This window comes from Thalassospira sp., from assembly GCF_040218635.1.
Taxonomy (GTDB): Bacteria; Pseudomonadota; Alphaproteobacteria; order Rhodospirillales; family Thalassospiraceae; genus Thalassospira.
The window spans coordinates 284,767-306,606 of sequence record NZ_JAVJRB010000007.1 but is presented as its reverse complement, the minus strand read 5'-3'; the positions used below and the strand labels follow the sequence as shown (position 1 = coordinate 306,606).

Sequence of the window (21,840 nt, the reverse complement as noted above, 5' to 3'; positions counted from 1 at the left end):
GTTACCACAAACCAATTAATCTCAATCAAAGCCGAAGCCTCAATCCAAACCAATCGGTCCGTCGTCTCCAGGATGCACAGACTTTTGCGCCATAACGCTGCCCGCGCATCCCTTCCTACTGATCAACAATGTCAAAGAACTTTACCGAAACCGTAGCTCCGGAACCTCAAGTCCGCGTCGCCGCTCCGCAGCGCCGCACCCCGTCGGTGGAGGCGGGTTATAGGCCCCACTCCCAAAACTGTCAAACACCTTTTTGCAAAAAAATGACAGAAATGCTGTTACGCAAAATTTTTGCGCGAAACCACATATAGGTTTCACTTTTATGACCCGCAAGGGTCGTTTCGACCCAAAATTCCCGCCCGGCATGATTGCTCTGCGCGATAATCAGGCTAAGATGTTCGCCCGCCACCTTTAATATCCCTGCCAAAGACAGAATCACTTATCGTTAAATCCGTGAAATTTCATGACGAGACCGCCAATGTCCGACCTGCCCCACGACAAATCCGTGAAAAACCCCAATGATGATTCGCAAATGCCCCTGATCTATCCCGATCAAGCGAGCCCGATTGAGGTCATTGATATGCATACCGGCGGCGAGCCGTTGCGCATAGTCACAGCGGGCTATCCCGACATTCCGGGCAAGGACATTCTGGCCAAACGCCGCTATGCCAAAACCAATCTTGATCATCTGCGCCGGTTCCTGATGTTCGAGCCACGTGGCCATTACGATATGTATGGCGCCGTCCTGGTCGAACCCAGCCTTGCAGGCGCCGATCTTGCGGTGCTGTTCATTCATAATGAAGGCTATTCCACCATGTGCGGGCATGCGATCCTTGCCCTTGGCCGTTATGCGATTGATTACGGGCTGGTCCCGGCGGTTGAACCGATCACACAGGTCAATATCGAATGCCCGTGCGGCATGGTGCGGGCAGAGGTTGAGGTTAAAGATGGCAAGACGGGCAAAGTACGCTTTGCCTCGGTGCCATCCTTTATGTTTGCCGCCGATCTTGAATTGCAGCTTTCGGACGGACACCGTTTCAAAACCGATATCGGATATGGCGGGGCATTTTATGCCATCCTTGATGCCGGGCAGTTCGGGCTTGAGATCACCCCAACGAATGTCGGAAAGCTTACCATCCTTGCCGAGGATATTTGTGCGGCGGTTAATGCCAGCATCGCGCTTACGCATCCTGATCATAATGATCTGGCCTTTTTGTATGGCGCGATCCTGACCGACGGCAAGGATGCATACGAGGATAATCCAACACGTAATATATGTGTGTTTGCCAAAAATCAGGTAGATCGCAGCCCGACCGGATCCGGGGTCAGTGCGAGGCTTGCCATTCAGCACGCCAAAGGACTGATCGCACCAAACCAAACCCGACAGTTTGACAGTATCATCGGATCAAGCTTTGAAGGATCGGTCGCCAGCACCACGACATGCGGACCGCATCAGGCCATCATTGCATCGGTCACAGGCCAAGCCCATTACAGTGGCACGGCCCGGTTCTGGCATGAAGGTGGCGATGAAGTCGGGCGCGGCTTTAGTGTCGGGTAGCGCAATCGCGCCAACCGTTAGACTTCAGATTAGAAACCAAAAAGGGATGCCACCTTGTGCATCCCTTTAATTCTGATCATGATTTCTGATCAAATGTGTTGTGCGGTTCAGGACGCGGTTTCTTCGCGGGCCTTGCGCAAGCAGTCCATCAAGCTATCGGCAGAGCTTTGAATGTGGTCGGCAAGAAGGTCGACTGCCTCATCGACATTGCCGGCCTTGCAGGCCTCAAAAATCTGATGATGTTCGCGTTCGGCCCGGTCTGTCGCCCCTGACAGGGCAAGCTGTGCCTGGGTGAAGCGCACCGTGTTGTTGCCGATCATGCGAACAATTTCGAGCGTCTTGGGACGGTTCGATGCACGGTACAATCGATCATGGAATTCGCGGTTAAGCTCCCCCCATTTCGAGACATCACCTGACCGGAAAGCTTCATCATAGACCAGCAGGATATCTTCGACCGATTTGAGATCCGCCGGGGTCAAGCGCGGCACGGCATAGCGCAGCAATTCACATTCAAGCAGTTTGCGAACTTCAAACAGTTCTTCGATTTCATCGATCGAAAGATGAGAGACAATCGCGCCCTTATGGGGCTCAAAAGAAACAAGTCCTTCAGCATCCAGTCGTTGCAGGGCCTCGCGCACCGGAATACGGGACACATTATATTCACCGGCGATGGCATCCTGGCGCAACTGGAAGCCTGCGGGGAAATCGCCAGATAGAATGCGTGCCCGAAGGTCTTCGGTCACCTGATCGGTGATTGTGCGGCGGGTAAATCGCGGTGATGCAGTCATTTCAGCTCTTTTATTGTGTTACCCGGTCTTATTGCAGCCGGGAAAACTATTCATTCAAACCGAAACATCGGTCTGGAAATAGTCATAACCGTGCATCAGCCAAGTCGCAATATAATTGCATATAGTATAATCTTGGCCACAGACCCGATATACGACAAAGGGGGCATAAAGCCCCCTTGAATCCCCCTTGTGCATTCTTCTGATTATCTGCGCATCAGGTCACAATGAAGCCGTGCGCATAGGGATCGCGGTCGTCAATAAAGATGGTGTTATAGCCGTGCTTGCGCGCCCATCCTTCAATCCCGGGCACCACCGCGTCATAGTCACCGACTGTGGTTTTTTCGACCACGGAAACGCGGAATTGAGATCCGATGATGCTCTCATGAACCAGCTCATCGGCCGGGTCCCAAAGACCTTTGGCGACAAGCTGTGCCAATCGGGCTGATGAGCCGGTCCCACATGGGGATCGATCAATCCCCTTATCACCATAAAACACCGCATTGCGATGGGTGCTGTTTGGCTGGGTCGGTTTGCCCGTCCATTGAATATGCGACAATCCCTTAATGTCAGGATGCAGCGGATGGATAAATTCATTTTGTGCGTTCAGACGACGGCGGAGTTCCGGGCTGATGCGTTGCAGATCACCGGCGGTGAAATCTGCCATGTCCGAGAAGTTTTCCTGTGGATCGACAATTGCATAGAAATTGCCGCCATAGGCAACATCAACCTTGATCGGACCAAGGTCCGGGCAATCAACTTCGATATCGGTTTTATAGAGGAAAGACGGAACGTTGGTCAGCTTGACCGATTCAACATAATCCCCGACCTGCTTATATTCGGCAATCACCAGACCCGCCGGGGTTTCAAGGCACAACCGCCCCGGAACCTTGGGGGTTACCAGACCTTCTTCAATCGCCATGGTCACCGTGCCAATCGTGCCGTGACCACACATCGGCAGGCAGCCGGACGTTTCAATGAACAGCACGGCAACATCGTAATCATCGGATGTCGGATCATACAGGATCGAGCCCGACATGATGTCATGCCCGCGCGGCTCAAACATCAGACCGGTTCTGATCCAGTCAAAATCAGCCAAAAAGTGCGCACGCTTTTGCAGCATGGTCGCACCTTTAAGCTTTGGCCCGCCACCGGCAACCAGACGCACCGGATTACCGCAAGTATGTCCATCTACACAAAAGAAACTGTTTTTCGCCATCGGGAACCTGAACTTTAAAAGTCAAAACTTAGAAACGATTGATACGGTAAGGCGTCATATTGATCGGTGTTTCTGATCCCGCGACAAGATCAGAAATCAACCGCCCGGTTGTCGCCGCCATGGTCAGGCCAAGATGCCCGTGACCAAATGAGAAGAAGACATTTTGATGTTTCGGACTTTTGGAAATGACCGGTTTTGAATCCGGCATTGACGGCCGAAAGCCCATCCATTCCGTGCCGCCTTCGGCGTTAAGCTTTGGCAGTGCTTCCTTGCCCTTGGCAAACAGGGCCTTGGCGCGCTCATAATTAGGTGGAGCGATCAAACCGCCAAGTTCCACCGCACCGCCAACGCGAATGCCCATTTCCATCGGGGTCATGACAAAGCTGTCATCGGCACAGATCACCATGCGCGAGAGTTTGGCATCATGATAGGGCACGGTCGTGTTATAGCCACGTTCGGTATCAAGTGGCACGGGCGAGCCAAGGCGTTTCGCCAGTGTTTTTGACCATGCCCCGCAGGCAACAACAACACTGTCAAACGTGATCTGGTCGCCGGATGTCGTCATTGCGGCACGGGGTTTGCCGTCCCGATACACGAAATCGGTGACGTTGGCTGTTTCAAACGTACCGCCCTGATCAAGGAAGCATTTATAAAGCCCCATGACGATTTTATAGGGATCAAGAACGCGGCCCCAGTCTTCTTCCATAACACCACAGGCAAAGATCGGTGCAAGATCGGGTTCAAGATCGCGGACTTCATCGCGGGTCAGATCACGGATTTTTATCCCGTTGCGACGGCGAAGATCGATTTCGTAATCCGCACCACGCCGCGATGCGTCCGAGCGGTAAACCGCGATGGCACCTTCTTTTTTAAACACAGCGTCGGCAAGCCCCGCCTTTGCGATCACGGGATCATAGTCATCCCAAGCACGGTTAAGAAGGGCTGCCAGTTCGACTGCAATCTGTTCAACCCGGCTTTTGGAACTTGATGCGACAAACCGCAAAAGCCAGGGCATCATTCTGGGCAGATAACGCCATCGCACGGATAAGGGACCAAGCGGGTCCATCAACCAGCCCGGCACATTCATCATGGTTCCGGGCATTGCGATGGGCGCACATTCCGTCACGGCAATGCCGCCAGCATTACCAAAAGACGCCCCCATGCCCGGTTCGCCGCGATCCAGAATCGTGACGTCATATCCCCTGCCCTGAAGGGCGAGTGCCAAATTCACCCCGACAATCCCGGCACCGATGACAACGACCTTATGGGCGGTTGGTGTCTGGCTTTTGGATTTTGGTTTTGCTTGGGACATATCGGGCCTCGACTTTTTTGGGGGGTGCGTTGGCTTTTGGCGGTAACGATCTGCAAGATATCAGGAAACTCCCCCGTGATATTTCACGGAGGAGCTCACTGTTCCATCAAATACGCTACCAATGCAATCATGGTTTTGTGGCGGGAGCGATGATTGCAGGCTTTGTGTCAGGCGTTAGACCGACGGGCGCGTATCGATGGCTTTCTGAATGGTCGCTTTGATGGTTTCAAGTTCTTCACCAACAAGGGCCAGACGCGGCGCACGAACGTGTGGTTTGCCAACGCCTGTCATTTCCTGTGCCAGTTTGATGTACTGAACCAGTTTGGCATGCACATCCATGTGCAGAATTGGCGTAAACCAGCGATAAATCGTCAGGGCCTCTTTGTATTTGCCTTCCGACAGCAGTTTCCAAAGGGCGACTGATTCTTTCGGGAAGGCATCGGTGAAACCGGAAATCCAGCCAACCGCACCAAGAACCTGCGTTTCCATGACAAGGTCATCCATGCCACAGAACAGAACAAAGCGGTCGCCACAGGCATTATAAATGTCGGTGATGCGGCGCGGATCGCCGGAGCTTTCCTTAATCGCGACCAGATTTTCAACATCAGCAAGCTGATTGAATTCTTCCGGTTTAATATCGATGCGATACGCACCGGGATTGTTATAGATCATGATCGGGAGTTTGGTCGCACCGGCAACGGTGCGGAAATGTTCAATATTTTCGCGCGGATCGGCGGTATAGACCATACCCGGCAGCAACATCAGGCCATCAGCGCCAAGTTCTTCGCAGGTCTTGACGTAGCGGATGGCAGCCTGGGTCGAGAATTCGGCAACACCGGAAAGAACCGGGATGCGGCCCTTGGTGATTTCGACAGCAAGTTTCAGGACGGCGATCTTTTCATCAGGCTCAAGTGCGGTGTTTTCACCGACCGAGCCCAACATGACCAAACCATCAACGCCCGCATCAATCAAAGCTTCGATCTGTTCGGCGGTCATATCAAAATCGATAGAACCGTCTTCGTTCATCTGTGTCGCAACGGCGGGGAAAACGCCAGTCCAGTTTACCTGCATGGGAAAGCAACCTCCTGATACTGCGCAGTGAATTTGACTGCGCCTTTAATGTTCAAATGCCCTTTGTCCAAAGGACCATATGCAATTCATGTATATTGTATACAAAATATAAAAAGCGGGTGCAACGGGATTTTTCAACAAAAAGAAAAGGGCCCGAAACCGGGCCCTTTGATTGACGTTCTCTCACCGCTTGTGATCCGAAAAATCAGGCCGTCATGCCCGAAATGGTAGCGTGCGAAGACGGATTGCCGGTTGGTCCCCGGTCACAAAGGCCAGTGTCCGGGTGATGATGACGCTGTCGCACAGTTCACGTTCAACCAGTTGGCGGGCTGCTGTGCCAAATCTGGCACGCTTGTCATCATCTTCCATCAATTCTTCTATGGCATCGGCCAAAGCATTCCCGTCACGGAGCGGCACCAAAAGACCATTTTCGGTTGGCCTGACAATTTCGCGGCAACCCGGCACATCGGTTGCAACCATGGCAAGCCCGGATGCGGCGGCTTCTAGCAACGCCTTGGGCAGGCCTTCGCGCCAAGATGGCAGCACGGCCAAATCGGCATCGCGCAACAGTTTGGCAACATCATCTCGCTTGCCAAGCCATTCGACCAAACCGTCCTGCTGCCATTTGACAAGGTCCGCTTCGGTGGCACTGTCAGGATTGGCAAGATCAGCATCCCCGACCAAAACGATCCGATAGGTGCGTCCGCGTGATTTCAGGATCCGTGATGCTTCGATCAGCTCCGCCAATCCTTTGGACCACAGCATACGGGCAACAAAAATCGCGGTTTTGGGTTCTGACACGGTTTTCTGAGCTGGCGCGAATGTTGAAATGTCCACCCCCGATCCCCGGATCAGCGCCAGCCGATCCGGCTTGAAGCCAAGCTTGGTCATAAGTGCATGATCGTCCTGATTTTGCACAATCACATTGACCGAGCCAAACCGCGCATAGGCCCGCAGGATCAGCGAGACGATCGTGCGGACCAGTTTTACCTTTGCCCCACCTGAAACAAACAGGAAACCAAGACCGGTGACCATATTAACCGATCGTTTCGCCCCGACCAGAACCCCGGCAAACACCGACAGGACCACGCATTGAATGGCAACATTGACGATCACATCAGGGTTTTCGCGCCGGATCAAACACGCCAAGGCCTTCACCGTTTTTAGCGATTTGAGCGGGCTTAGGCCACCACGCGTAATTGGCAGATTGACCACCCGGAAACCTTCTTTGCGAAGGCCTTCCGTCACAGGGCCAACATTACACGCAACCACCACATCATCGCCGCGCACCAGTGCTGCACGTCCAAGTCCAATGCGATGAGAAACAAAAGACCAGTCTTCGGCGCAGACGATCATGGTCTTACGACGCGTCTGCGCTTTGAACTTTCCCGGCAATGAGTTTTCTTTGACCAACATTTCCCGGCGCAAGAAGGCCAAAGAAAGCGACAGCATGAAGACGCCAAACCACCATGACGTCCAGAAAGAATAGTTAAACAGTCCGGCAAACCAGTAAGCCGCCAACATTGCGAGTGTGAGGCCAGCCACGTTTATGCCATTGCGACACACATCCTTGATGGCCGTTACCGCTAACAGCGCGACCAATGACACCATTGTAACAAGCCCAATAAGGCCTGTTTCGAGCCAAATCTCCATGAACCAGCTATGGGGATGCCCAGGTAAAACAGATTGAGTTGAACTGCCTGCCAGATCATTTGCACCCGGCACCCAAGGTGCTGCATTGATGCCATAACCAATCAAGGGATGATCAAAAACATGGCTGAACGTAAACTGCCAGATCATTTGACGATGAACATCGACAAGCACCGTTGGAAGATAAGTGACGAAATCACGCAGCTCTATAGTGCTCTGCGTCAGACTGCTTAGCCAAAACAGAGCAACGCCAATCGTCCCTGCTATCCCAACCAAAACACCAAGCTTTAGCGCACGGTGTTTAATGAGCAAGATGATGCAAAAACCAACAGCACATGCCGCTGCCAGAATTGCTGCCACGTTGGCCCGTCCTTGCGAAACTTCGAGTATTGGCAGGATAGAGATAACAACCGCCAACGAGGCATATTTTCTCATCCCTTTTTGGTCAATTACATCTGAAATGAGTATCATTGCGCCAAAAATCAGGAAGCTTCCGACAGGTTTGAGGCGACGTGTAATGTCAAAATCAAATTCCGGTTCACGCAGCGCTTTCAAAGAAAGAAGCTCCGGATAAACCAAAATTGAAATCACACAATATGCTGCGAGAATCCAGGTTGCATAAATACAGGCATCCCAAGCCAATCGCGCCTTCGGGGCGATAAGCCGCATCAGGTACCAGATACCGGCAATCATTGAAAAACGTGCCGCCCACGTCCCAAGCGATTTCGCAGGAACGACGGAAAGACTTGCCGAGACAAGGAAAACAACAAGCGCCAAACCGACAACAAGCCCGATTGGCCCAGTAATGTCGGAGCGCATTTTACGCCATGCTTCACCATGGTCTGCCGAGGCAACGGCAAGAATCAAAGAAAGCGCTAACCCGATACCCAAGGCCGTCCGCCCAAAGAAAAACAGCGGTGCAGAAATGCCAAACAGGATGGCGGCAAGGCCAAGCATCGTGTCGCGCCAATGCCGCGTCGGGACAGTTTGTTGCATGATCTATGGTTCCATATTGAAGTCTGCCATCTTGCTAAACGTGGACTGCGCCCACGTCAATCATGGATCGACCTGCATGCTGGGCATGTGGTTTAATTGTCGCAACAATCTTCAACCTATTATGACCAAGGGACGATCATGACGGATATGAAAGCTCTTTTACGCTTTCCGGGGGAACGCAAAATCGCCCTCGTCGGTTGCCCTATTCCGTCGCCGACCAAAAACGCAATTCTTGTCCGCACCAGCTATAGCCTGATCAGTCCGGGTACAGAATTCTCCCAAGTCAGACAAACCACCGCATCGCTCATTGAAAAGGCGTGGCAACGCCCGGACCTTGTCGCATTGACATTGCGTACCCTTGGGTCTGAGGGTGCAACGCGCACACTTGATCGCGTTAATAGTCGCCTTCATCAGCCTTTACCAATGGGCTATTGCGGTTCAGGCATCATTCACGCCACTGGTGAAAACGCCGACGGGTTTTCTGTCGGGCAAAGGGTTGCCATTGCGGGCATGGGTCATGCCAATCACGCCGAATGGAACACAGTTCCGATCAATTTAGCCTGCCCCATACCCGAGACAGTGAGTGACCAAAAGGCCGCCTTTGCCACCCTGTATGCCTTGGCACTCCATGCCATGCGTCAGGGTGAAACTGCGATTGGGGATCGGGTTGTAATCATTGGTGCTGGCTTGATCGGACAACTGGTTAGCGAAGTTGCAAACGTCGCAGGGGCCCATGTCGAAATCATTGAACCCGACGCATTTCGCCGTAACACCGCGCTACAAAACGGCGCACATGCCTGTTTTGGCGAAACATCTGAATTAGCCGAAAATACATTTGATGCTGTTTATATTTGCGCCCCGGCCAAAGGTGCAAACCGTCTGATTGATGCTGCGACACGGCTATGCCGCGATCGGGCACTTATTGTTTGCGTTGGGGATGTGGCGATCAATGCCGAGCGTTCCCCGCTTTACGCCAAGGAAGTTACGATCCGGCAAGTGCGATCTTATGGACCGGGGCGCTATGATCCGGGATATGAAGAGTTTGGGCAAGATTACCCGATTGGCCATGTCCGCTGGACGATCAAGCGTAACATGCAAGCCGCCCTTGATCTAATGGCCGATGGCAGGCTTGATCCAAGCGCCCTGATCACAAGCGAAATCGCATTTACCGACATAGCCGATCATTTCACCAAAGGCCCCCTTCCCGATCACTTGGCATGCATCGTCCGCTACGACACAGCAACCCCGCAACCAACGGAACAGAAGGCAGCGCAGAAAACACTAATCCCGTCAAACACCGCACTTAAACTCGGCCTGATTGGTGCTGGTAATTACCTTGGCGGCAGTTTACTGCCCCACCTGAACAAGCGTGATGATATCGACATTGTTTCTTGTTGCTCGCAAAATGGTATTTCCGCCATGGCGTTGGCGCGGAAGGTTCCTTCTGCCAAAGCTACATCCTCTGCACGGGATGTCATTGATGATCCGAATGTAAATAGCGTCATGATCACCACCCGCCATGACAGCCACGCGGAACTGGCTGCGATGGCACTTGCGTCGTGCAAGAATGTCTGGCTGGAAAAACCGATTGCAGTTGATCAGGCGGGTCTTGAGATGCTTCGCGACCAAAATGCGCGAACACCAGAAAACAGCGTCTTCATGCTTGGCCATAACCGCCGTTATGCCCCGATGAGCACAGCATTGCGAGCAAGCCTACCTGATGGGCCGAAACATTTTCGCTATCGGGTTCGGTTTTCCCCGCTTCCTGCCAATCACTGGCTTCACCAGCCCGGTCAAGGCGGTCGAACACTTGGCGAGATCAGTCATTTCATTGATCTGATCCAAAGCCTGATCGAACGCGATATCAATGAAATTACCTGCAACTGGTTGGATCGCAAGATCGGGGACAGCATCTGGCAGCTGCGTTTCAGTGATGGATCAACCGGCGAGGTAAGTTATCTTTTGACCAATCGGCGTTGCGCAAAAGAAATCCTTGAAATCAATGCGCCCGGTTTTGATGCCAAGCTCACGGATTGGCGGAAACTTCAGATCAATGGTCGCATTGTCATGCGCAGCTGGTTTGGCCAAGACAAAGGTCAAAAGGCAGCAATTGATGCCTTTGCCAATGCGATCACATCAAGTTCTCCGCATCCGCTGACACCCAGCCTGACTGATGAGATCAGGTTGATGGCTAGTATTCTTGAGGCCGCAAACAGCTAGCGTTGATTAATGTGGTCCGGCATACAAAACCAGCAATGGCAGGGTCAATATACTGACAATCGTCGTGATCAGAATGGTCGTTGATGACCGATCAATGCAGATATTATAGCTGCCCGCCAAAATCGCGACATTGGCCCCGGATGGAAGGGCTGCAACCAATGTGACAATCGTCAACCAAAGCGGCGGCAAGTCAAAGATAAAATGCCCGACCGAAAATACCAGAAGCGGCTGAACAAACATCTTGGCAACCGTGCACAACAAGCTGGCACTTAGATTACCGCGCACCGACTGACCATAAAGCCCGGCCCCGACAAGCAACAACGCGATGGTCGGACCTGCGGTTTTAAAGCGCTCTAACGTGCCATCGACCATTTCGGGCATGCGAAGACCCGAAAGCGAGGCCAGAACACCCAGAACAATGGCAATGATGATCGGGTTTTTAACCACGCGCACAACGCTGCGCAGAACTTTGGGCAGCCAATGACCATCGCCACTGCGGGTTCCTTCGACAATCAGGATCGTAAGGCCCATCAGGGTCAATGGATGGATCGAGAGAACAATTAAAAGCGGCACCAGACCTTCTTCGCCATACACCGCCTGAACCAAGGGAATGCCCAGCAAAACAATGTTGGAAAACACCCCGCCCATGGCAGTAATGGCGGCCTCGTCGGTTTTGGCCTTAAGCCATGCGCGGGCAACAAAAAACACCAATGCGAAGTTCAAAAGAATGCCGGTGTAATAGCTTCCCCACAGGCGCAAATCGAAATGCGCGCTGATATCGGATTTCGACAAGGTCTGAAACAGCATCGCCGGGATAAAGGCATTCATCGCAATTTTGGCAAGGAACGGGATGCCTTCGCGGGAAATCACCTTGAAATAGATTAAAAGGAAACCACACAGGATCGTCAAAAAGACAGGTCCAACTTTTCCGACGATCAGATCAAGCATGCTTCCCCCGGCATAATGCACTGCAAGGCACGATAAGGGCCCAAACCCGAATTATCGTGCAAAAAGAAAGGACAGCACCAATGATGCTGTCCTGAAATACTACAAAGCAATTTAGGGACTTACCAGCCTTACGACCCAAATCCGGGGCAAGGCTGCTATGCAGATCAATTACCCGGGTCGGTTTGAACCCGCTTCACAGCGTTTTTCCACCCGGCCAAAAGACCGGCCCGACGCCCGTCTTCGATCTTGGGCTCGAAGCTGGCATCTAGGTGCCAGTTTTCAGCAATATGATCGAGATCGCGGTAAATACCGGCCTGCAAACCGGCAAGATAGGCCGCACCAAGGGCGGTTGTTTCGGTGACTTCCGGGCGTTCAACGGAAATGCCCAAAACGTCTGAAAGCATCTGACACAGCCAGTCGTTTGAGACCATGCCACCATCCACCCGAACGGCTTTTGGTGACACACCGTCTGCCGCCATGGCTTCAAACAGATCGAATGTCTGGTAACAAACACTTTCAAGGGCGGCACGGACGAATTCACGCGGCCCGGTATCACGGGTCAGGCCAAAGATCGCCCCACGGGCATCCGGATCCCAATATGGCGCGCCAAGCCCGGTAAAGGCCGGAACCAGATAAACCCCGTGATTGTCATCCAATGATTTGGCCAGACCTTCGGTTTCGGCAGCCGATTTGATAATGCCAAGCCCGTCACGCAACCATTGCACTGCCGCACCCGCAACAAAAATCGCCCCTTCGATCGCGTAGCTGGTTTTACCATTCAAGCGATAGCCAATGGTGGTTAATAAGCGATGCTGGGATGTAACGGCCTCATCACCGGTATTAAGGATCACAAAGCAGCCCGTACCATAGGTACTTTTGATATCGCCCGGTTTTAAGCAGCACTGACCAAATGCCGCCGCCTGCTGATCACCCGCCATGCCAAGAACCGGAATTTCTGCGCCAAACAGGTCCGCATCGGTAACACCGAAATCAGCTGCACAGTCTTTGACCTCCGGCAGCATATTGCGTGGTACGCGGAAGATGTCACACAGTGTGTCGTCCCAAGCATTTTCACGAATATTGAAAAGGTTGGTGCGGGCTGCATTGGTGGCATCGGTCGCATGAGATTTGCCGCCGGTCAAACGCCACAACAGGAAACTGTCCACCGTGCCAAAGGCAAGATCGCCCTGCTCTGCCCGGGCACGTGCGCCTGATACATGATCCAAAATCCACGCGACCTTGGTGGCGGAAAAATACGGATCAATCAAAAGACCCGATCTTGCATTCACCGCATCTTCAAGCGACGGATCGCGTTTTTTAAGATCATGGCACAGCGATGCGGTGCGGCGGTCCTGCCAGACAATGGCGTTATAGACCGCCTTGCCGGTTTTACGATCCCACACAACCGTGGTTTCACGTTGGTTGGTAATGCCAATGGCTGCGACCTGTTTGATATCAACCCGTGCGAGCGCCTCTTTGCAGACGGCGACCACAGTACTCCAAAGATCTTCGGGATCATGTTCGACCCAGCCACTATTGGGGAAATGCTGTGGGAATTCCTGCTGCGCGACGGAAACGGAACGACCGTTTTCATCAAAAACTATCGCACGTGAGCTTGTCGTTCCCTGATCAATGGCAAGGATGTAACGCGTATCGGTCATGTTCATTTTCCTCCCGAGCCGGCAGTTTTCCTGCCGTACGACCCTGCATGAAGTCATGCGGTACGGCCTGCCTTTGCGGCAGGACCGATGGTTTTATCGCTCTATTTAGAAAACAATTTACCCAAAAAACAATTCGTTTTCGAAAATTTTTTGCATTTTTCTCGCAAAGTGACTGTTTCGCCCGCCAATCCAGACAGTCCCGCTTGGGTAAAAACTGCCCGTTAATAGCGGCACAGGGTTTGCATCTTAACGCAGGAGTTTCAATTTTAACCGGCATCTTTTTCCCAAGGAGGGCTCTTGATGGGATTGTATGACACATTGATGAGCGTCACCAACACCGCCTATAGCGCCAAAAACGCCGTAGAGCAGGCAAGGACAATTGCATCAAACAGCCAGCCGCTTCCTGAAAAAGACAAGGAACAAAATGCCGAGCTGGCTTATATCCGCGAACACGGTTTCACCACCTATGTGAAAGAGATCGAAGATCGCAAGATCGAAGAAATGCGCGCCAAGATCCTGCAAGGCATGGGTCTTGATGAAAATGCGCTGGCTGAAATGGATGCCCCGCAGCGTCAAGCGATTGAAAAAGCCATTTCAGACGCGATTGAACAGAAGCTGAATGGCAACACACTTGCCAATGCCGAAATGGGCAAAGCCCCGAACGGCGATGAAACCAGCGGCGAGCGCCGGGATCGCATGCAGGCACAGATCGCGTTTAACCCGCGCATGTTTGCTGTCTTCACTGACCTTCAATCTGAGCTTCCTTCGGGCTCATCCCAGTCCATTCTTGGCGATGAAAAAGACGCCAATGGTGTACGAAAAAACAAAAACATTTTGGACATCTGATCGAAGCCCCCCCTGATCTGGCGACAGTCAGCCTGACCTTCTAGGTCAACCAAAACAAAGGGCGCTGCAATTTGCAGCGCCCTTGTTGCGTTCTGACAGATGGTTAACGGATTATTCGTCAACACCGCCAATGCAGACATATTTGACTTCAAGGTAATCCTCGATGCCGTATTTCGATCCTTCGCGGCCAACACCGGATTGTTTGAAACCACCAAACGGCGCAACTTCGGTTGCCATCACGCCGACATTGACACCGACCAAACCGCTTTCAAGGCCTTCGGCCAGTTTCCAGATGCGCGAGATATCGCGTGAATAGAAATAGGATGCCAAGCCGAACTCGGAATCATTGGCCATTTCCAACACTTCGTCATCGCTGTGGAACCGGATCAACGGTGCCATCGGGCCAAAGGTTTCTTCGCGGAAGACAATCATGTCGCGGTTGGCATCCGCAATCACGGTTGGCTGGAAGAACGAGTTGCCTTTTTCATGGCGCTTACCGCCGGTCAGGATGCGCCCGCCCTTGGAAACCGCATCAGCAATCTGCTTTTCAACCTTTTCAACAGCCTTTTCATTGATCAGCGGACCAATGACAACGCCTTCGTCAAAGCCATCACCAACGGTCATTCCGGAAACCTTGGCAGCGTATTTTTCAGCAAACTCGTCATAGACCTTGTCATGGATGAACAGACGGTTGGCACAAACACAGGTCTGACCGGCATTGCGGTATTTCGAGGCAATCGCGCCTTCGACAGCCGCATCGATATCGGCATCTTCGCAGACGATGAACGGCGCATTGCCGCCAAGTTCAAGACTGATTTTCTTAACCGTGTCGGCACATTGACGCATCAACAAACGCCCAACCGGGGTTGATCCGGTAAAGGTCAGTTTGCGGACGGTCGGGTTCTGCGTCATTTCAGCGCCGATCTCGACCGCATCACCGGTCACAATCGACAGCAAGCCTTTTGGCAAACCGGCACGTTCGGCCAAAACCGCCATGGCAAGGGCCGAGAACGGTGTTTCCATTGCCGGTTTAACCACCATCGCACAGCCAACGGCCAAGGCCGGGGCCGCTTTGCGGGTGATCATGGCAGTCGGGAAGTTCCACGGCGTGATGGCGGCACAAACGCCAACCGGTTCTTTGAGAACCATTACACGGCGGCCTTCGGCAAAGGTCGGGATCACATCGCCATAAACGCGCTTACCTTCTTCGGCGAACCATTGCAGGAAGCTGGACGCATAGGCGATTTCGCCTTTGGCTTCGGCAAGGGGCTTGCCCTGTTCGGCGGTCATAAGGGCGCCAAGGTCATCCTGATTTTCCATCATCAGGTCGTACCATTTCATCAAAATGATCGAGCGTTCCTTGGCCGTGCGCTTTTTCCAAAGCTTCTGGGCCTTTTCTGCCACCGCAATGGCATGTGCAACCGCATCACGGCCCAGAACCGGCACTGTGCCGATAACGTCGCCGGTTGCCGGGTTGGTGACCTGTTCTGTTTTCCCGTCTGGGGCATCGACCCACTCACCGCCAACATAGGCCTGCTGGGTGAAAAGTGACGGGTCTTTAAGCGAAACCATTATAGTGCCTCCGGATTTCTTGATTGGGAGCGACAAAATTGGATATCCCAACATCTAGTCTGCTCCGTGCGTAATGCCACATCTTTGCGAGATATTTCTCCCTTGGCAATCGCAAACAGCGCCCTTTCCCAGCTTTGCTAGAAGATTGCAACTTTCCCCTGCCGAACCGCCGGTTTTGGCAGAAAGTGCAGCGCGGTGATCCAACGCGACCTGTTCCAAGCGCGCAAAGATCGCGTTGATACGCTATCGCCACCTTCTGATAACCCCCGGTCGTATTTTTTCATTTTTTAGTGATTCTGAGCATTCCACAGGACTGATCGGAACCGAAACACCGGCTTCATGCCAACCGTGTTCCTCAAGGAGGTCACAAAAGATACAGCAATAACAATCTGTTACATTGCTATAATTTCAGTTCATTATCGAAAATTTCAAATCGCCATAATTTTCGCTTGCAATTATTTTGGGGCGTTCGTAACGTTTATGAAAGAACAGAATGACAGTTGAGAACATCTGTCACAAATAAGGGCACCAGGGAGGATACGGTTGCTCACTTCAGAAACATACGACATCGCCATTATTGGCGGTGGCATCAATGGCACGGGTATCGCACGCGATGCAGCGGGGCGTGGGCTTAAGGTCTTTTTGTGTGAAAAGAACGACCTTGCCAGCGCAACCTCATCCGCCAGCACCAAGCTGATCCATGGCGGCCTGCGCTATCTTGAGCATTATGAATTCCGACTGGTGCGCGAAGCACTGATTGAACGCGAAGTTCTGCTGCGCGCTGCCCCGCATATCATCTGGCCCTTGCGGTTCGTTCTGCCCCATGTCAAAGGCCTGCGCCCGGCATGGATGATCCGTCTTGGACTGTTTCTGTATGATCATCTTGGTGGTCGTGAAAAGCTTCCCGGTTCCGAAGGCATCAAACTGAAAACCCATCCGGCGGGCCAACCCCTGGTCAGCGGCATGGAAAAGGCATTCGTCTATTCCGATTGCTGGGTTCAGGATGCCCGCCTTGTGGTTTTGAACGCAATGTCGGCCCGTGATATGGGGGCACGTATTGAAACCCGTACCGAATGCATTTCGGCAAAGCGCGATGATGATGTCTGGAACGTCACGATCCGTAATTCCGATGATGGGTCCGAGCGTACTATCCGGGCAAGATCACTGGTCAATGCGGCGGGTCCATGGTGTGCCGAACTTCTGGAAAACCGGGTCGAAGCCAAAAAGAAACAAGGCATTCGTATGGTTCAGGGCAGCCACATTGTGGTACCCAAACTGTTTGATCATGAATATTGCTATATCTTCCAGAACCCGGACGGGCGGATTGTTTTTGCCATTCCCTATGAGCAAAACTTCACCCTGATCGGCACCACGGATCGCGACTACAAAGGTGACCCCGCCAAGGTCGCAATCAGTTCGGAAGAAACCGAATATCTTTGCCAGCTTGCCAACACCTATTTCGAAAAAAAGATCACCACAGACGATGTCGTTTGGGCCTATTCCGGTGTCCGGCCGCTTTATGGTGATGGCAGCGAAGACGCATCACAGGTCACACGCGACTATGTTCTTGAAATTGATCGTGGTGATCGCACCGACAATGGTGCGCCGCTTCTAAACATCTATGGCGGCAAGATCACCACCTATCGCAAACTTGCGGAATCCGCGATGAGCAAGCTATGCCCCCTGCTTGGGCATGATGACACCCGCTGGACAGCGACCAAACCGCTTCCCGGTGGCGATATTCCCGATGCGGATTTCGAACGTTACCTTACTGCGATGCACAATAAATTTCCGTGGATTCCACAATCACACATCTACCGCTACGTGCAAAACTACGGCACACTCACCAATACGATAATTGGTGAAGCGTCTGATCTCAAAGGGCTTGGCAAGCATTTTGGCGACGACGTATATGAATGTGAATTGCGCTATCTGGTAGATGCCGAATGGGCCAAATCGGCCGAAGACGTTTTGTGGCGCCGATCCAAACTCGGCCTGCATTTATCGGATAAGACGCGTAATGCCATTGTCCAATGGTTCAAAACCGAACCGAAATCAAAAAACACCGTGAAAGCGGGCGAAGGAAACAGTGGAAAATGACCCTTACGCTTGAAAACATAACCAAGACCGTGGGCGGGGAGACCCACATCGATGATGTGTCCATGACACTGGAACCGGGTTCGTTCAATGTCCTGTTGGGGCGGACCCTGGCCGGTAAAACGACACTGATGCGCATCATGGCCGGGCTTGAACCGCCAACCCGTGGCCGCATTTTTGTTGATGATGTTGATGTTACCGGCATGGCTGTACAGAAACGCAATGTCGCCATGGTCTATCAGCAGTTCATCAATTACCCGTCGATGAATGTCTATGACAATATTGCATCCCCGCTGAAACTTCAGGGCGTTGATGCCGCTGAAATCGAAAAGCGTGTCCGCGAGACTGCAGAACTGATGCATATCGAACATCTTCTTGACCGCTTGCCACAGGAATTATCGGGCGGGCAGCAGCAGCGTACCGCAATGGCGCGCGCGATGGTCAAGGATTGCAAACTTCTGTTGCTTGATGAACCGCTGGTCAATCTTGATTACAAATTGCGCGAAGAATTGCGCGAAGAAATTCCCAATCTTTTGGCCAAACGCGACACCATTGTTGTCTATGCCACGACCGAACCGATGGAAGCCCTGCTTCTGGGCGGGAAATGTGCGGTGATGCATGAAGGTCAGATGACCCAGTTTGGCCCAACCACGTCGGTGTATCACAACCCGGCATCGGTTGAGACCGGCCTGATCTTTTCCGATCCGCCGATCAACCTTGTCGGGGCCGAAGTACGCGATGGCATGATCTTTATGAAAAGCGGCCATCAGGTCCCGCTTGCCGGGCACCTTTCGGATTTGGCAGCGGGTCAATATACACTTGGCATTCGTGCCAACCATCTGTCGGTTGACCCAACCGGCACAGACACCATTGCCATGCAAGGACAGGTCGAACTGGCCGAAATCACCGGTTCGGAAACCTTCGTTCATGTGCATTTCAATGACGTGTCCTGGGTCATTCAGGAAGAAGGTGTTCACAACCCGCGTCTGGGTGAAGCCACCGCATTCTATGTCGATCCAACACGCCTGTTTGCTTTTGACGCAAACGGACAACTCGTGGCCGCGCCGCCGGTCGAACTTTCCACTGGCAAAGCGGCGTGAGGATAGAAAAGTAAAATGGCACGTATTGATCTTAAAGGCCTTGCGCATTCCTACTTCCCCGACCCGAAAACGGACGAGGATTATGCCCTGCGCCGTATGGAGCATGTTTGGGAAGATGGCGGTGCGTATGCCCTGCTTGGCCCGTCGGGCTGTGGCAAGACCACCCTGCTCAACATCATTTCCGGCCTTCTGACCCCGTCACATGGTCAGGTCCTGTTTGATGGCAAGGATGTAACAAGCCTTGCCCCGGAAGAACGCAACATCGCACAGGTTTTCCAGTTCCCGGTGATTTACGACACCATGACTGTGTATGAAAACCTTGCCTTCCCGTTGCGCAATCGCGGTGTCGATGAAAAACGCGTTGATGCCCGTGTACGCGAAATCGCCGGGATGCTTGATCTGACTGGTAAGCTTAAGCAAAAGGCACGCGGTCTGGGTGCGGATGAAAAACAGACGATCTCGCTGGGCCGTGGTCTGGTGCGGGATGATGTTTCGGCCATCCTGTTTGACGAACCGCTGACCGTGATTGACCCACATCTGAAATGGGTTCTGCGCCGCAAGCTTAAAGAAATTCACAACAAGCTGCGCCCGACGATGGTGTATGTCACCCACGATCAGGTCGAAGCACTTACTTTCGCTGACAAAGTCGTTGTCATGTATGGCGGCAAGGTCGTGCAGTTGGGCACCCCGCAGGAATTGTTTGAAAATCCGGCCCATACTTTTGTTGGGTACTTCATCGGAAGTCCGGGCATGAACATCATGGATTGCAACATCGATGATGGTGCTGCCTGGATTGACGGGCAGCGTATCGGTCTTTCCGATCGTCACCTTGAAGCGGTTTCCAAACAAAGCGGGAAGATCGAACTTGGTATTCGACCGGAATTCCTGAAACTTGAAACCGGCGACGTTGCCAAAGGCGATGGTGTTGAAGTCAACATCATCAAGGTCGAGGACCTTGGCCAATACAAAATCGCAACCACCCGCTTTGGCGCATCGGAAATCAAGGTCAAGCTTGGCGAAGATGCACAAATCATCGGCCAGTCCGGAATTCTGCGCTTTGCGCCGGAATGGACCAAGCTTTACGCCGACAGTCAGTTGGTCGCGTAGGGGGGAATGGGGAAATGAACAAAATCACCAACAACAAGGCCTGGTTCCTCGTCCTGCCGGTCTTCTTTATCGTCGCCATCAGCGCGATCATTCCGCTGATGACCGTTGTGAACTATTCGGTTCAGGACATTTTCGATCCACAGACCCGTTTCTTTGTAGGGACCGAATGGTTCGAACAGGTTCTGGCAGACAGCCGCCTGCATGATGCGCTGGTGCGTCAGATCATCTTTACACTCAGCGTGCTGTTCATCGAAATTCCACTGGGCATTGCGGTGGCATTGACCTTGCCACGCAAGGGCTGGGGTGTTTCGGCATCAATGGTCTTGCTTGCCCTGCCCCTGCTTATTCCATGGAATGTGGTTGGCACCATCTGGCAGATTTTCGGTCGTGCCGACATCGGTCTTGGTGGCTATGTCATCAATCTGATGGGCATTGATTATAACTATTCCCAAAATCCGATGGATGCGTGGGTCACGGTTCTGGTCATGGATGTCTGGCACTGGACCAGTTTGATTGTTCTTCTGTGCTATGCCGGTTTGCGCTCCATCCCGGATGCCTATTATCAGGCTGCCAAGATTGACGGTGCATCGCGCTGGGCCATTTTCCGCTTTATCCAACTTCCGAAAATGCAATCGGTTCTCGTGATTGGTGTGCTGCTGCGCTTTATGGACAGCTTCATGATCTATACCGAACCATTTGTCCTGACAGGTGGCGGGCCGGGAACAGCCACAACATTCCTGAGCCAGTTCTTGGTCACCATTGCCGTTGGTCAGTTTGACCTTGGTCCTGCAGCTGCATTCTCGCTGATCTACTTCCTGATCATTCTGCTGGTTTGCTGGGTTTTCTATACCGTCGTGATGAACGCCGGAAAGCGGGAGGAACAATAAAATGCAGTTCCAGAAACGTCATATCGGACTTCTACTTTATATCGTGTTCCTGTTGCTGCCGATTTACTGGCTGTTCAACATGTCGATCAAAACCAATACGGAAATTCTGGGCTCTATGACCTTGTTCCCGGACAATCCGACATTGGCAAACTATGCAACGATCCTGACCGATCCGGCCTGGTATTCGGGCTATATCAACTCGATGATCTATGTCGGGATCAATGTGGTCATTTCATTGGTTGTCGCTTTGCCTGCGGCTTATGCCTTCTCGCGGTTTAACTTTACCGGCGACAAGCATCTGTTCTTCTGGCTTCTGACCAACCGTATGGCACCGCCTGCTGTGTTCTTGCTGCCGTTTTTCCAGCTGTATTCAAGTGTCGGACTGTTTGACACCCATATTGCTGTGGCCCTTGCACATTGCCTGTTTAACGTGCCGCTTGCGGTCTGGATTTTGGAAGGCTTCATGTCTGGCATTCCAAAGGAAATCGATGAAACCGCCTATATCGACGGCTATTCGTTCCCGCGCTTCTTTACCACAATCTTCATTCCGTTGATCCGTTCAGGCATCGGGGTTACCGCCTTCTTCTGCTTTATGTTCAGCTGGGTGGAACTTCTTTTGGCCAGAACGCTGACCTCGGTCGATGCAAAACCGATCGTGGCCACCATGACCCGTACGGTTTCGGCTTCGGGACTGGATTGGGGTGTGCTTGCCGCAGCGGGTATTTTGACAATCGTTCCCGGCGCCTTGGTGATTTGGTTCGTTCGTAACTACATCGCCAAAGGTTTCGCGATGGGTCGCGTGTAATCGGAA

The 21,840-nt window shown here is 52.5% G+C and carries 16 protein-coding genes; 8 read left to right on the top strand and 8 right to left on the bottom strand.

Annotated features, from left to right (window positions below; translation table 11 throughout):
• The first annotated feature begins 478 nt into the window (after window positions 1–478).
• Window positions 479–1,558, top strand: a complete 1,080-nt coding sequence (locus RIC05_RS07835) for a proline racemase family protein (RefSeq protein ID WP_350046623.1) — start codon at window positions 479–481, stop codon at window positions 1,556–1,558.
• Between the two features lie 107 nt (window positions 1,559–1,665).
• On the opposite strand, the gene RIC05_RS07830 is transcribed toward RIC05_RS07835, so the two are convergent.
• From RIC05_RS07830 to RIC05_RS07810, 5 genes are all read right to left on the bottom strand, one after another.
• Window positions 1,666–2,346, bottom strand: coding sequence for a GntR family transcriptional regulator (locus tag RIC05_RS07830; protein ID WP_350040788.1), 681 nt, complete (start codon window positions 2,344–2,346; stop codon window positions 1,666–1,668).
• A gap of 214 nt (window positions 2,347–2,560) precedes the next feature.
• Entirely contained in the window at window positions 2,561–3,562 is a 1,002-nt protein-coding gene (locus RIC05_RS07825; protein ID WP_350046622.1) for a 4-hydroxyproline epimerase, read from the bottom strand.
• Between the two features lie 28 nt (window positions 3,563–3,590).
• Complete coding sequence (locus RIC05_RS07820) at window positions 3,591–4,874, bottom strand: NAD(P)/FAD-dependent oxidoreductase (protein WP_350046621.1); 1,284 nt, start codon at window positions 4,872–4,874, stop codon at window positions 3,591–3,593.
• A 174-nt stretch (window positions 4,875–5,048) separates the two neighbouring features.
• The gene (locus RIC05_RS07815) at window positions 5,049–5,945 is read right to left on the bottom strand and encodes a dihydrodipicolinate synthase family protein (protein ID WP_350040791.1); all 897 of its coding nucleotides are present in this window, start codon (window positions 5,943–5,945) and stop codon (window positions 5,049–5,051) included.
• A 213-nt stretch (window positions 5,946–6,158) separates the two neighbouring features.
• Window positions 6,159–8,591: a glycosyltransferase gene (locus tag RIC05_RS07810; protein ID WP_350046620.1), complete on the bottom strand. Its 2,433-nt coding sequence runs from the start codon at window positions 8,589–8,591 to the stop codon at window positions 6,159–6,161.
• Between the two features lie 138 nt (window positions 8,592–8,729).
• Here RIC05_RS07810 and RIC05_RS07805 point away from each other — a divergent pair, with 138 nt between their 5' ends.
• Window positions 8,730–10,811: a bi-domain-containing oxidoreductase gene (locus RIC05_RS07805; RefSeq protein ID WP_350046619.1), complete on the top strand. Its 2,082-nt coding sequence runs from the start codon at window positions 8,730–8,732 to the stop codon at window positions 10,809–10,811.
• A gap of 6 nt (window positions 10,812–10,817) precedes the next feature.
• On the opposite strand, the gene RIC05_RS07800 is transcribed toward RIC05_RS07805, so the two are convergent.
• Complete coding sequence (locus RIC05_RS07800; RefSeq protein ID WP_350040794.1) at window positions 10,818–11,759, bottom strand: AEC family transporter; 942 nt, start codon at window positions 11,757–11,759, stop codon at window positions 10,818–10,820.
• Window positions 11,760–11,923: 164 nt separating this feature from the next.
• Window positions 11,924–13,420, bottom strand: a complete 1,497-nt coding sequence (gene glpK, locus RIC05_RS07795) for a glycerol kinase GlpK (RefSeq protein ID WP_350046618.1) — start codon at window positions 13,418–13,420, stop codon at window positions 11,924–11,926.
• Window positions 13,421–13,720: 300 nt separating this feature from the next.
• Here glpK and RIC05_RS07790 point away from each other — a divergent pair, with 300 nt between their 5' ends.
• Entirely contained in the window at window positions 13,721–14,266 is a 546-nt protein-coding gene (locus tag RIC05_RS07790) for a hypothetical protein (RefSeq protein WP_350046617.1), read from the top strand.
• 111 nt (window positions 14,267–14,377) lie between these two features.
• Here the strand turns inward: RIC05_RS07790 and RIC05_RS07785 are convergent, their stop codons facing one another.
• Window positions 14,378–15,838: an NAD-dependent succinate-semialdehyde dehydrogenase gene (locus tag RIC05_RS07785; protein ID WP_350046616.1), complete on the bottom strand. Its 1,461-nt coding sequence runs from the start codon at window positions 15,836–15,838 to the stop codon at window positions 14,378–14,380.
• A gap of 543 nt (window positions 15,839–16,381) precedes the next feature.
• Here RIC05_RS07785 and glpD point away from each other — a divergent pair.
• Genes glpD through RIC05_RS07760 form a run of 5 tightly spaced genes read left to right on the top strand, consistent with a single transcriptional unit; the run spans window position 16,382 to window position 21,834 of the window.
• Complete coding sequence (glpD, locus tag RIC05_RS07780; RefSeq protein ID WP_350046615.1) at window positions 16,382–17,938, top strand: glycerol-3-phosphate dehydrogenase; 1,557 nt, start codon at window positions 16,382–16,384, stop codon at window positions 17,936–17,938.
• The gene (locus RIC05_RS07775) at window positions 17,935–19,035 is read left to right on the top strand and encodes an ABC transporter ATP-binding protein (protein ID WP_350046614.1); all 1,101 of its coding nucleotides are present in this window, start codon (window positions 17,935–17,937) and stop codon (window positions 19,033–19,035) included. Before glpD ends, RIC05_RS07775 begins: the two co-directional genes overlap by 4 nt.
• A gap of 15 nt (window positions 19,036–19,050) precedes the next feature.
• Window positions 19,051–20,142, top strand: coding sequence for an ABC transporter ATP-binding protein (locus tag RIC05_RS07770; protein WP_350046613.1), 1,092 nt, complete (start codon window positions 19,051–19,053; stop codon window positions 20,140–20,142).
• A 14-nt stretch (window positions 20,143–20,156) separates the two neighbouring features.
• Complete coding sequence (locus tag RIC05_RS07765) at window positions 20,157–21,029, top strand: carbohydrate ABC transporter permease (protein ID WP_350040801.1); 873 nt, start codon at window positions 20,157–20,159, stop codon at window positions 21,027–21,029.
• 1 nt (window position 21,030) lies between these two features.
• Window positions 21,031–21,834, top strand: coding sequence for a carbohydrate ABC transporter permease (locus RIC05_RS07760; RefSeq protein WP_350046612.1), 804 nt, complete (start codon window positions 21,031–21,033; stop codon window positions 21,832–21,834).
• The last annotated feature ends 6 nt before the right edge of the window (window positions 21,835–21,840 follow it).

Excerpts from the sequence above, each read along its gene's own strand:
- RIC05_RS07835 (WP_350046623.1), top strand. The coding sequence starts at position 479 with ATGTCCGACCTGCCCCACGACAAATCCGTGAAAAACCCCAATGATGAT.
- RIC05_RS07830 (WP_350040788.1), bottom strand. The coding sequence starts at position 2,346 with ATGACTGCATCACCGCGATTTACCCGCCGCACAATCACCGATCAGGTG.
- RIC05_RS07825 (WP_350046622.1), bottom strand. The coding sequence starts at position 3,562 with ATGGCGAAAAACAGTTTCTTTTGTGTAGATGGACATACTTGCGGTAAT.
- RIC05_RS07820 (WP_350046621.1), bottom strand. The coding sequence starts at position 4,874 with ATGTCCCAAGCAAAACCAAAATCCAAAAGCCAGACACCAACCGCCCAT.
- RIC05_RS07815 (WP_350040791.1), bottom strand. The coding sequence starts at position 5,945 with ATGCAGGTAAACTGGACTGGCGTTTTCCCCGCCGTTGCGACACAGATG.
- RIC05_RS07810 (WP_350046620.1), bottom strand. The coding sequence starts at position 8,591 with ATGCAACAAACTGTCCCGACGCGGCATTGGCGCGACACGATGCTTGGC.
- RIC05_RS07805 (WP_350046619.1), top strand. The coding sequence starts at position 8,730 with ATGACGGATATGAAAGCTCTTTTACGCTTTCCGGGGGAACGCAAAATC.
- RIC05_RS07800 (WP_350040794.1), bottom strand. The coding sequence starts at position 11,759 with ATGCTTGATCTGATCGTCGGAAAAGTTGGACCTGTCTTTTTGACGATC.
- glpK (WP_350046618.1), bottom strand. The coding sequence starts at position 13,420 with ATGACCGATACGCGTTACATCCTTGCCATTGATCAGGGAACGACAAGC.
- RIC05_RS07790 (WP_350046617.1), top strand. The coding sequence starts at position 13,721 with ATGGGATTGTATGACACATTGATGAGCGTCACCAACACCGCCTATAGC.
- RIC05_RS07785 (WP_350046616.1), bottom strand. The coding sequence starts at position 15,838 with ATGGTTTCGCTTAAAGACCCGTCACTTTTCACCCAGCAGGCCTATGTT.
- RIC05_RS07775 (WP_350046614.1), top strand. The coding sequence starts at position 17,935 with ATGACCCTTACGCTTGAAAACATAACCAAGACCGTGGGCGGGGAGACC.
- RIC05_RS07770 (WP_350046613.1), top strand. The coding sequence starts at position 19,051 with ATGGCACGTATTGATCTTAAAGGCCTTGCGCATTCCTACTTCCCCGAC.
- RIC05_RS07765 (WP_350040801.1), top strand. The coding sequence starts at position 20,157 with ATGAACAAAATCACCAACAACAAGGCCTGGTTCCTCGTCCTGCCGGTC.
- RIC05_RS07760 (WP_350046612.1), top strand. The coding sequence starts at position 21,031 with ATGCAGTTCCAGAAACGTCATATCGGACTTCTACTTTATATCGTGTTC.